Origin of the sequence: Cryobacterium sp. 10I1 (genome assembly GCF_035019805.1) — a bacterium.
Lineage (GTDB): Bacteria > Actinomycetota > Actinomycetes > Actinomycetales > Microbacteriaceae > Cryobacterium > Cryobacterium glucosi.
In genome coordinates, this window is the sequence record NZ_JASJVF010000098.1 from 1 (window position 1) to 11,106 (window position 11,106).

The window sequence follows — 11,106 nt, forward strand, 5'->3', positions numbered from 1 at the left end:
GATGCGGCCGGCCGGGTGGCCGCATCCGCTCGGGGTGAGACGGGTCAGGGCGTAAATCGGGTTAGAACTGCTCGGCCTCTGTGGAACCGACGAGGGCGAGCGTCGCGCTGTTGGGGTTGAGCGCGGTGGCGATCTTGTCGAAGTAGCCGGTGCCGACCTCCCGCTGGTGGCGGGTGGCGGTGTAGCCGTCTGCCTCGGAGGCGAATTCGGCCTCCTGGAGTTCGACGTATGCGCTCATCTGGCGTTCGGAGTAGTCCTTGGCCAGGGTGAACATCGAGTGGTTGAGGGCGTGGAAGCCGGCGAGGGTGATGAACTGGAAGGCGTAGCCTGCCTTCGCGAGCTCGCGCTGGAACGCCTCGATCTGGGCATCGTCGAGGTGCGACTTCCAGTTGAACGAGGGCGAGCAGTTGTATGCGAGCTTCTTGCCGGGGAACTGCGCGTGGATCTCGGCGGCGAAGCGCTGCGCGAGCTCGAGGTCGGGCTCCGAGCTCTCGACCCAGAGCAGGTCGGCGTACGGCGCGTATGCGAGACCGCGGGCGATGACGACGTCGATGCCGTTCTGGGTGTCGTAGAAGCCCTCCGCGGTGCGCCCGCCGGTGAGGAACTCCTGGTCGCGCTCGTCGATGTCGCTCGTGATGAGCGTGGCGGCGAGGGAGTCGGTGCGCGCGATGATGATCGTCGGCACGCCGGCGACATCCGCTGCGAGACGGGCGGCGTTCAGGGTGCGGATGTGCTGGCCGGTCGGGACGAGGACCTTGCCGCCCATGTGGCCGCACTTCTTCTCGCTCGCGAGCTGGTCTTCCCAGTGCACGCCGGCCGCTCCGGCCTCGATCATCGACTGCATGAGCTCGTAGGCGTTGAGCGGGCCGCCGAAGCCGGCCTCGGCGTCGGCGACGATCGGCGCGAGCCAGTCGATGCCGGTGCCGGTTCCGCCGTTCGCGGCTGCTTCGCTCGACTCGATCTGGTCGGCGCGGAGCAGCGCGTTGTTGATGCGGCGCACGACCGAGGGGACGGAGTTCGCGGGGTAGAGCGACTGGTCGGGGTAGGTCTGGCCGGAGAGGTTGGCGTCGGCGGCGACCTGCCATCCGGAGAGGTAGATCGCCTTGAGGCCGGCGCGCACCTGCTGCACGGCCTGGTTGCCGGTGAGGGCGCCGAGGGCGCGCACCCACTCGGGGTTCTCCGCCGTGCCGTTCTGGTGGATGAGTTTCCAGAGGTTCTCGGCGCCGCGGCGGGCGAGAGTGCGGTCCTCGCGGACAGAGCCGCGAAGGCTGATGACATCCTCCGCGGTGTAGTCGCGGCGGATACCGTTCCAGCGTGCGTCGGCCGCCCACTCGAGGGCGAGTTCGGCGGCGGTCTGGGTCTGGTCGCCGGGGCGGGCTGCGTTCTCGGTCATGCTGTCTCCTTGGGTTTGCGTCATTGCTTGCCTGTGACACCTACTCTGCGGTGGTTGAGCGACCCGAACCCCTCCTGGAATGACAGAAGAAATGAAGTTCTTCTGCTTGCGTGAAGTTCTGCACCGTGTGAACATGGTGCGATGATCACCGCCGATCCCTCCCTGCGCACCGCCCTGTCCCAGCCGGAACCCGACGAGCACGGGATCGACGCCCTGACTCTCGGCCGGCGCATCCGTGAACTGCGGGGTTCCCGCAGGATGACCCTCGACACCCTCGCCGCCGCCGTCGGGCGGGCGCCGTCGCAGGTGTCGATGATCGAGAACGGCAAACGCGAGCCGCGCCTGTCGATGCTGCGCACGATCGCGACCGCGCTCGGCACGACCGTCGACGAGCTGCTCAAGACGGAGGCGCCCTCGGAGCGTGCCGCCCTCGAGATCGCCGTGGAACGGGCCCAGCGGGGGCCGGTCTTCACCGCCCTCGGGCTGCCGCACATCCGGATTGGCCGGTCAACGAGCGATGAGGCGCTGCAGACGATCCTCACCCTGCACCACGAGATCGAGCGCCTGCACCGGGAGCGGGCGGCGACGCCGGAGGAGGCGCGGCGGGCCAACGCCGAACTGCGCGGCATCATGCGCGCGCGGGACAACTATTTCCCCGAGCTCGAGGCCCAGGCGGCCGGGCTGCTGGGCGCGGTCGGCCACCGGGGCGGGCCGGTGCCGCAGCGGGTCGTCGCCGACATGGCCGCGCACCTCGGCTATTCCCTGCACTACGTCGCGGACCTGCCGCACTCGACGCGATCGGTCACCGACAAGCGCAACGGCCGTATCTACCTGCCGATCGAGCAGAGCGCATCCCGGGACACTCGCTCGCCGATCCTCCAGGCCTTCGCGAGCGCACTCTGCGGGCACGAGGAGCCGACAAGTTATGCGGAATTTCTCCGGCAGCGGGTCGAGACCAACTACCTGACGGCGGCGATCCTGCTGCCGGAGGACGACGCCGTGAAACTTCTGACCGAGGCCAAGGCGCAGCGCAACATCTCGATGGAGGATCTCCGCGACGCCTTCGCGGTGTCCTACGAGACGGCCGCGCACCGGTTCACGAACCTCGCGACGGCCCGGCTCGGCATCCCGGTGCACTTCATGAAGGTGCACGAGTCCGGCACGATCATCAAGGCATACGAGAACGACTCAGTGCGGTTCCCGAGCGACGCCCTCGGCGCCGTCGAAGGGACGACGGTCTGCCGCAGCTGGACCGCCCGCACGGTCTTCGACGTCGCCGACCGGTTCAGCCCCTGGTACCAGTACACCGACACCCCGTCCGGCACCTTCTGGTGCACCTCCCGCATCGCGAAGGCGAAGGAGGGTGAGTACTCGGTGAGCGTCGGCGTGCCGTTCTCGGAGACGAAGTGGTTCCTCGGCCGCGAGACGAACAACCGGGCCGTCTCCCGTTGCCCGGACGAGAGCTGCTGCCGCAGCGCCCCCGACGAACTCGCCGAGCGCTGGGCGGGCCAGGCCTGGCCGGCCGCGCGTACCCCGACGAGCCTGCTCGCCGCCCTCCCGACCGGCACCTTCCCCGGCGTCGACCAGACCGAGGTCTACCAGTTCCTGGAATCCCACTCCCCCAGCCTCTGAGTCCCACCCCCTGAGCGGATGCCGCTGCACACCGAAGCGGGTGCCGATCGTCCTGCAGATCTCCACCCCGGCCCGGACGTTCCTTGGAATTCCGGGGTCGGGCATCCGGTCTTCCGGAATCTGCAGGAGCTATGCCACGGGGACGGTGTCGGGGACGCGGTGCAGGGCCTCGACGAGCGGGGCCAGTTCGGGTTTTGCCTCGGCCTCGGCGAGGGCTGTCGCGAGTGTGTCGTCGTAGAGGGGGCGGACATCCGCGAGCAGGGCCTGGCCGGTCGCGGTGAGCTCGGTGTAGATTCCGCGGCGGTCGTCGGCGCAGAGGATGCGGGTGAGCAGGCCGCGATCCTCGAGCCGGTTGACGAGCCGGGTCGTTGCGCTGCTGCTGAGCGCGGTCGCGCCGGCGAGCTGCTGCATCCGCATGTGCCAGCCGTGCTGGCGACTGAGCGCGTCGAGCACCGTGAACTCGATCACGGAGAGCTCGGCACCGCCCTGGAGCGCGCGCTCGAGGGCCGCCTCGATGAGGCCGTGCAGCGCGGCGAGCGTGCGCCAGCCCTGGGCGCGGATCTCGACGGCGTCGTCTTCGATGCCCATGGTCCACTCCGATTTCCGTCGACCTCGTCGACAAACTAGTTGCTTGCGCGTTTATCTAGCGTGTGCAAGTATTAATGACGCGCCTGCAACTAACAGCGTACGCAGTATGACCGCGTAAGTACAGTTTTCCGCCCCCCAAGGAGTCTCCCGCATGCCCATTGGTCTTTTCGCCCTCGCCCTCGGAGGGTTCGGCATCGGACTCACCGAGTTCGTCATCATGGGCCTCCTGCCGGACCTCGCCTCCGATTTCGGCGTGAGCGAGGCGGCGGCCGGCTGGCTCATCTCCGGCTACGCCCTGAGCGTGGTCATCGGAGCACTCGGCCTCACCGCTGCCGTCACCCGGCTGCCACGCAAGCACGTGCTCATCGCGCTGATGGGGCTTTTCATCCTCGGCAACCTGATCTCGGCGCTCGCACCGACCTACCCGGTCATGATGCTCGGCCGCATCGTCGCCGCCCTCTGCCACGGTGCGTTCTTCGGCATCGGCTCGGTGCTCGCCGCCGACATGGTCGCCCCGACGAAGAAGGCGGGTGCCATCGCGATCATGTTCACGGGCCTCACCGTCGCGAACGTGCTCGGCGTGCCGTTCGGAACCCTCCTCGGCCAGAACCTCGGCTGGCGGGCGACCTTCTGGGCGATCACCGCGATCGGCGTGCTCGCCCTGGTCGGCATCGCGACGCTCGTGCCCGCGACCGCGCACGCCACGGCCGGCGCCGGCGGTCTCCGCGGCGAGCTCAGGGCCTTCCGCTCGAGCCAGGTCTGGCTCTCGATCGCCGTGACCGTGCTCGGCTACGGGGGCATGTTCGGCGCGTTCACCTACATCGCCTTCACCCTCACCGAGGTCAGCGGCTTCGCCGCCGCGAGCGTGCCCTGGCTACTCGTCCTCTTCGGGGTCGGCCTGTTCGTCGGCAACGTCCTCGGCGGCAAGGCGGCCGACCGTTCCGTCGACCGGACCCTCATCGTCGTCCTGGCGGCGCTCGCCGTCGTCCTCGTCGCCTTCGCGCTGACCGCGGGCAGCCAGGGCGCGACGATCGCCTCGCTCGTCCTCCTCGGCGGGTTCGGTTTCGCAACCGTCCCCGGCCTGCAGATGCGGGTGATGAGCTACGCGAGCGAGGCGCCCACGCTCGCCTCCGGCGCGAACATCGCCGCTTTCAACCTCGGCAACGCGCTCGGCGCCCTGCTCGGCGGTCTCACGATCAGCGCGGGCCTCGGCTACACCTCGCCGATCTGGGCCGGCGCGGTCGTCACCGTGGCCGGTCTCGCCGTCATGCTGGTCGCCGCAGCCCGCGCCCGCCGTTCCCGCCCGGCCGATCAGGCCTCGCGGGTGATCTCGACCGTGACGAAGAGCTGGGAGCCCGCTGAGCCTGCGTAGACGCCGCGGAGCGGCGGCACGTCGTTGTAGTCACGGCCGCGGCCGACGGAGACGTGCCGGTCACCGATCTCGATGAGGTTCGTCGGGTCGAATCCGCGCCACTCGCCGCAGAACCACTCGACCCAGGCGTGGGATTCGCCCGTGACGGTCTCGCCGACCTCGGCGTTCGGCTTCGGGTGCAGGTAGCCGGAGACGTACCGGGCCGGGATCCCGACCGAGCGCAGGGCTCCGAGGGCGATGTGCGTGATGTCCTGGCAGACCCCGCGCCGGTCGTTCCAGGCCTCTTCGGCGGTCGAGTGCACGCCCGTGACACCCTGGACGTACTGCATCTGGTCGCCGATCGCGGCACAGATCTCGTAGGCGGCCGAGCAGGAGCTCGTGTGGCGCGCGGCGATCTCGGCGGCGAGCGCCTCAACGTCCATCGGCGGTTTCGTCAGGCGCGTCTGCCGGGAGTGTTCGAAGAGCGTCGAGGTGCGCAGGGCGTCCGCGGCGAGGTCGACCCAGCTGTGTTCGTGGGTCTCGTGCTCGCGCGGCCGGACTTCGACGAGGCTGTTGGCGGTGAGGATCAGCTCGGAATGCGGCGTCAGCACCTCGAACGAGGAGACCCGGGTGCCCCAGTAGTCGGCGTAGTAGTGGTTGCCCGCCGCCGGGCTGATCTCGAGGTTCGAGAACAGCACGAACTGGTCGACCGAACTGACCGGCAGCATCCGCGCCTCGTTGTATGACGCGGCGACTTCGCCCTTGTAGCGGTACCCGGTCGTGTGCCGGATCCGGAGGCGGTTCACGAGGCTTCCCCTGTCCAGGTCGGAACGTTCCCCTTGGGGAAGTACCGGTTGCCGATGGCTTCGGAAGCGGTGCTCGTCGCGTCCTGGACGCGCATCATCTGCAGCGGCAGGTCGTTCAGGATGTCCATGATCGGTCGGTACTCCAGTTGGCTGCGGATCTGGCCGAGCACCCGCTGGGCCTGGCCGGTGACGCCGGCCCGGTCTGTGCGCGGCTCGAGGTCGCGGAGGCACTGTTCGGCGCGCGAAACGGAGAAGACGATGGACCGGGGGAACAACCGGTCCATCAGCAGGTATTCAGCGGCGTTCCGGGCAGAAGGCACTCCGCGGTAGGTGCGCAGGTAGGACTCGTACGCGCCGCAGGAACGCAGGATCGTCGTCCAGGACGGCCCGCTCGCCTCGGTCAGCGACCGGGTCGCGAGGAGGCGTGCCGTCATGTCGGCCTGCTCGAGGCTGCGCCCGAGGGTGAAGAAATGCCAGGCGTCGTCCCGGCTCGCACCGGCCTCGACGATCCCGACGGCGAGCGCGGCGCGTTCCCGCACCCACGCGAAGTAGTCGTGGGTCTTCTCACTCGCGACCTTGCGGGGCATCCGCGCGCTCGTCGTGTTGAGGCACTCCCAGAGTTCGGTCGGCACGATCTCCCGCGCACGACGGGCGTTCTCGCGTGCGGAGGTGATCGAGTACGCGATCGAAGCCGGATGCGTGCGGTCCATGGCGAGGGTGGCGAGAACGTCCTTGCGGGTCAGCTCTCCCTCATCGGGGACGGGGCTGCCCATCAGCTGGAGGAGCGACCGGCAGGCGAGGTTCTCCTCGATCCAGGGATCCTCGAGCAGAAGCTGGAGGTGCACGTCGAGGATGCGGGCGGTGCCGTCGCTGCGCTCGATGTACCGTCCGATCCAGAACAGGCTTTCTGCAATGCGACTCAACATTCCCGGTCCTCCTGCGCCGATGACTTCGATGCCGCCGGCGCCCCTGCGGACACCGGTTGCCTCCCCTGCTGCTGCTGCTGTTGTTGCTCCTGCTGGTCGCTGTTGCCCAGCGGTTTGTCCTGCGGCGAGTGGTCGACGGGGTGCGTGCCCGCGGCCGTCGCCTGGGTGTTCGCGGCCTGGTCGGCCACGAGGCCCTGGATGTTGCGCGCGGAGGACTCGTGGTAGAAATCGGGTTCGAGCCCGATCACCCAGGTGTCCTTCGACCCGCCGCCCTGGCTCGAGTTGACAACGAGCTCACCCTCGGGGAGCGCGACGCGGGTCAGCCCGCCCGGCAGCACCCAGACATCCGTTCCGTCGTTCACGGCGAAGGGGCGCAGGTCGGCGTGGCGCGGCCTCATGCCGTCCTCGACGAGGGTCGGGATGGTCGAGAGCTGCACGACGGGTTGCGCGATCCAGCCGCGCGGGTCCCGCAGCAGCTGCTTCCGCAGTGTCGCGAGCTCCGCCTTCGACGCGGCGGGCCCTACCACGAGGCCCTTGCCCCCCGACCCGTCGACGGGCTTGACCACGAGCTCGTCGAGCCGGTCGAGCACCTCTTCGAGCGCGAGGGGATCCTCGAGCCGCCAGGTGTCGACGTTCGGGATGATCGCGTCTTCGCCGAGGTAGTAGCGGATGAGATCGGGCAGGTAGGTGTAGACGAGCTTGTCGTCTGCAACACCGTTCCCGACTGCGTTGGCGATCGTGACGTTCCCGAGCCTGGCCGCCATCAGCATGCCGGGCGACCCGAGCTGGGAGTCCGCGCGGAACTGGAGCGGGTCGAGGAACTCGTCGTCGACCCGGCGGTAGATCACGTCGACCCGGGTGGGGCCCGCGGTCGTGCGCATCCAGACGCGCCCGCCCGAGCAGAACAGGTCGCGGCCCTCGACGAGCTCGACGCCCATAAGCCGGGCGAGCAGGGTGTGCTCGAAGTATGCGGAGTTGAAGACGCCCGGCGTGAGCACGACGACATTGGGGTCGTCGACCCCGGCGGGGGCGGATGCCCTGAGCGCCTGGAGCAGCTTGTTCGGGTAGTCGCCGACCGGGCGCACCCGCATCGAGACGAAGAGTTCGGGGAGCGTCTGCGCCATCACCCGACGGTTGGAGATGACATAGCTCACGCCGCTGGGCACCCGGACGTTGTCCTCGAGTACCCGCCACGCGCCCTTTTCATCGCGGATCAGGTCGATGCCGGAGACCTGGATGCGCACGTTGTTTGCCGAGACGATGCCGGCGGCCTGCCGGTGGAAATGGTTCGACGAACTGATCAGGCTCGCCGGGATGACGCCGTCGTGCACGGCGGCCTGGGGCCCGTAGATATCGGCGAGGAACGCCTCGAGGGCGAGCACGCGCTGCTTGATGCCGGCCTCGACGGTGACCCACTCCGGTTGCTCGATCACCCGAGGAACGGCGTCGAGCGGGAACGGACGCTCTTCCCCGGCGAAGTCGAACGTGACGCCCTGGGCGAGGTAGGAACTCGCGAGCGCCGCCGTGCGGCCCCGCAGCTCCTCCTGGGTCATTCTGGCCAGGGCGCCGTAGACGTCCTTGTACGCTGCACGCGTTTCCGTCGGAGTGAGCGAGGACGGATCCGGGAACATCTCGTCCCAGGCGCTCGCTGACCCCGTCCGTTTCCGACTCTTCGTAGTGGCACCGTAGCCGGTGAACAGGTCAACCATGGTCGGAGCGTAGTCGCCTCATGTTGCGGGATTGTTTCGCCACACCGGCCGTTATTCGTGTATGCAAAGTGACGAAATTTCGGGGAGCTGATTCGACATTCTCGCGAATTTAGCGGAAGATGTGGTCAAGATTGCATACAGCACTGGGAGACGTAATGATTGGCCCGGCCGTGACCCCTTTCCCCGATCCCGAGCTCGCCGTCGCGGCGACCGGAGCCGGGAAACCGGCCACTGCCCCGGCCGCCGCCGATCACCCGGACGAGGATCCCGTGCCTTCGCACGCCTTCCGGGCGAGTTCCGTGCTCGACGTGCGCGGGCTCGGCGTCTCGTCGGCGACAACGACACTTGCCCCGGTGGATGCGATCACCCTGTCGGTCTCCCACGGCGAGTCCCTGGGCCTTGTCGGAACCGTGGCCGCCGGCGCGATCTCGGTGGCGCTCGCGATCGCGGGAGAACTCCCGGAGGGCGCCGCGATCGCGGCGGGCTCGATCCTCGTGGAGGGCGTGGAACTGGTCGGACCCGGTCGCAGCCCGGCGGCACGCCTGCTCGGCACCGTGATCGGTTACCTGCCCGCCGACCCGCTCAGCAGTTTCGACCGCACCCGGTCGGTGAGGAACCAGCTCGCCGGCGCCCTCCGAAAACGCATCGGCGTCACCCCGGACGTCGCGAAGCGGCACATCGTCGACCTGCTCGACCTGGTCGGTGTCGTCGATCCGGCCGCCAGGGCCCGGCAGTATCCGCAGGACCTCGACCCCGTCGTCCTCCACCGGGTGGTCCTGGCCGCCGTCCTCTCCGGCGACCCGGCCCTCGTCATCGCGGTCTCCCCCGGTGCGGGCCTGGAGCCGGACGCCCGGGCCGCGCACGCTACCCTGCTGCGCGACCTCTGGCACGCGAAGGAGTTCGCGCTCCTCGTCGCATCGACCGATTTCGAGATCGTGGCGGAGACCTGTGACCGGGTCGCGGTGGTCGAGGACGGCCGGATCGCCCTGCAGGGGTCTGTGGCCGAGATCCGGAATGCGCGCTACGGCGTGAAGTCGGCCAGGTCGGCCAGGTCGGCCGCGTCGATCGCCTCCGCGTCAAGCGGATTGGCGTCAGCGGGCTGAGCGGCGCCAGGCGTGACGGCGGAAGCGTCGCCCTGGTCCCAGCTCTGCACCGAATTGCGTGCGGCCAGGATGTGCGACCGCATGGACGTCGAGGCCCAGAGCGCGTCGTGCGAGCGGAGGGCGGCCAGGATGTCGCGGTGATGGTGATTGCTCACCGCGCGGAAAGATCCGCTGTCGCGCCGGAAGGCCTTTGCCATCAGTGGCACCCGGCCGACGGAGACGGTCAGGCGGGTGAGCTGGGCGTTCGCGGCGGCGGTGACGATGATGCGGTGGAACTCGGCGTTGAGTTCGCCGAGCCGGGAGATCCCGGCGTCGTCCTTCGCGAGCACGACGTCGTCCATCAGGGTGATCAGTTCGGCGAGACGGTCGAGGTCGCCGTCGGAGATCCGCACCGCGGCGAGGCCTGCCGCGCGGCTCTCGAGCATGGCCCGCAAGTAGTAGGTCTCGCGCATCTGCTCGGTCGTCCAGGCGATGACCGTCGCGCCCTTGTTCGGCACGAACTCGACGAGGCCGGTCTCGTCGAGCCTCCGCAGAGCTTCGCGGATCGGGGTGCGGCTGACGCCGAGTTCCTCGGCGAGCGCCTGCTCGCGCAGGGTGGCGTTACCCGGGATCTCACCGGAGAGGATGCGTCCGCGCAGGTAAGCGAATGCGGCCTGTCCGCCTGTTACCGACACTATTTCCACCCGATGTCCTTGTCGCCACGTACGCGTGTTTCAACTATGACACACGGCGTTCCGGCGACGACGGCGCGAAGGGCCGGGCGGGCCCGCCCGCCGCGAAGTGGGGGTACGTCCGGAAACGACCCGCCGGTGCCCTGGCCGGGTCAGAACGCCGGCATCCCCGTGAGAGCGCGACCGATCACGAGCTGGTGGATCTCGTCCGTGCCCTCGTAGGTGCGGACGGACTCGAGGTTGGCGAGGTGACGCATCACCGGGAATTCGTTCGTCACCCCGTCGCCGCCGAGGATCGACCGGGCGAGGCCGGCGATCCGGATGGCCTCGCGCACGCTGTTGAGCTTGCCGACGCTGATCTGGGCCGGGGAGAGGGTGCCGCGTTCCTTCAGCCGCCCGAGGTGCAGGGCGAGGAGGACGCCCTTCTCGTACTCGACGAGCATGTCGGCAAGTTTGGCCTGGGTGAGCTGCATGGCCCCGATCGGGCGGCCGAACACCTCACGACTGCGCGACCGGGCGATCGCAGCGTCGAGGCAGCTCCTGGCGGCCCCCATCGCGCCCCAGACGATGCCGAATCTCGCCTCGTTCAGGCAACTGAACGGGCCGGAGAGCCCCGTGGCGCCGGGGAGGACGGCATCGGCGGGCAGGCGCACCCCGTCGAGGGTGACATCGCACTGGATGGACGCGCGCATCGAGAGCTTGCCAGCGATCGGTGTCGCGGTGAACCCCGCCGTCCCGGTGGGAACGAGGAATCCGCGCACCCCGGCATCCGTCTGCGCCCACACCACTGCGACGTCGGCGACACTCGCGAGGCCGATCCAGCGCTTCGTGCCCGTGAGCACCCAGTCGTCGCCCTCGCCTGCATCTGCGACGGTCGGATGGCGATGCGCGGGATGATCCCGCTCGTCGACAACACCAGCAGGATCC

10 protein-coding genes are annotated in these 11,106 nt (G+C 69.1%); 3 read left to right on the forward strand and 7 right to left on the reverse strand.

The window, feature by feature from the left end:
* Nucleotides 1-61: 61 nt before the first annotated feature.
* The gene (gene aceA, locus QN345_RS10185) at nt 62-1,393 is read right to left on the reverse strand and encodes an isocitrate lyase (protein WP_134558065.1); all 1,332 of its coding nucleotides are present in this window, start codon (nt 1,391-1,393) and stop codon (nt 62-64) included.
* 141 nt (nt 1,394-1,534) lie between these two features.
* Here aceA and QN345_RS10190 point away from each other — a divergent pair, with 141 nt between their 5' ends.
* A complete protein-coding gene (locus QN345_RS10190) occupies nt 1,535-3,025 on the forward strand; it encodes a helix-turn-helix transcriptional regulator (RefSeq protein WP_134446713.1) in 1,491 nt (496 codons plus the stop codon).
* 129 nt (nt 3,026-3,154) lie between these two features.
* On the opposite strand, the gene QN345_RS10195 is transcribed toward QN345_RS10190, so the two are convergent.
* Nucleotides 3,155-3,613, reverse strand: coding sequence for a MarR family winged helix-turn-helix transcriptional regulator (locus tag QN345_RS10195; protein ID WP_134446712.1), 459 nt, complete (start codon nt 3,611-3,613; stop codon nt 3,155-3,157).
* Between the two features lie 151 nt (nt 3,614-3,764).
* Here QN345_RS10195 and QN345_RS10200 point away from each other — a divergent pair, with 151 nt between their 5' ends.
* A complete protein-coding gene (locus QN345_RS10200; protein WP_134446710.1) occupies nt 3,765-4,985 on the forward strand; it encodes an MFS transporter in 1,221 nt (406 codons plus the stop codon).
* Here the strand turns inward: QN345_RS10200 and QN345_RS10205 are convergent.
* The 3 genes from QN345_RS10205 to QN345_RS10215 are packed head-to-tail and all read right to left on the reverse strand — an operon-like array spanning nt 4,925 to nt 8,405.
* Nucleotides 4,925-5,770 carry a transglutaminase family protein gene (locus QN345_RS10205; protein ID WP_134446709.1) on the reverse strand — a complete coding sequence of 282 codons (846 nt, stop codon included), beginning with the start codon at nt 5,768-5,770 and terminating at the stop codon, nt 4,925-4,927. The two genes, QN345_RS10200 and QN345_RS10205, sit on opposite strands and share 61 nt — an antisense overlap.
* On the reverse strand, nt 5,767-6,696 hold the full coding sequence (locus tag QN345_RS10210) for an alpha-E domain-containing protein (RefSeq protein ID WP_134446707.1): 930 nt from the start codon (nt 6,694-6,696) through the stop codon (nt 5,767-5,769). Before QN345_RS10210 ends, QN345_RS10205 begins: the two co-directional genes overlap by 4 nt.
* On the reverse strand, nt 6,690-8,405 hold the full coding sequence (locus QN345_RS10215) for a circularly permuted type 2 ATP-grasp protein (RefSeq protein ID WP_322188542.1): 1,716 nt from the start codon (nt 8,403-8,405) through the stop codon (nt 6,690-6,692). The genes QN345_RS10210 and QN345_RS10215 overlap by 7 nt, the downstream gene beginning before the upstream one ends.
* Nucleotides 8,406-8,575: 170 nt before the next feature.
* Between QN345_RS10215 and QN345_RS10220 the strand changes: the two genes are divergently transcribed.
* Nucleotides 8,576-9,508, forward strand: a complete 933-nt coding sequence (locus tag QN345_RS10220) for an ABC transporter ATP-binding protein (protein ID WP_166787285.1) — start codon at nt 8,576-8,578, stop codon at nt 9,506-9,508.
* Here QN345_RS10220 and QN345_RS10225 read toward each other — a convergent pair.
* Both QN345_RS10225 and QN345_RS10230 read right to left on the reverse strand, forming a co-directional pair.
* Nucleotides 9,427-10,191 carry a GntR family transcriptional regulator gene (locus tag QN345_RS10225; protein ID WP_134446701.1) on the reverse strand — a complete coding sequence of 255 codons (765 nt, stop codon included), beginning with the start codon at nt 10,189-10,191 and terminating at the stop codon, nt 9,427-9,429. The genes QN345_RS10220 and QN345_RS10225 overlap by 82 nt on opposite strands.
* Before the next feature lie 140 nt (nt 10,192-10,331).
* Nucleotides 10,332-11,106 (reverse strand): acyl-CoA dehydrogenase family protein (locus tag QN345_RS10230; protein WP_323508620.1); only part of this gene is annotated, 775 nt, incomplete at its 5' end.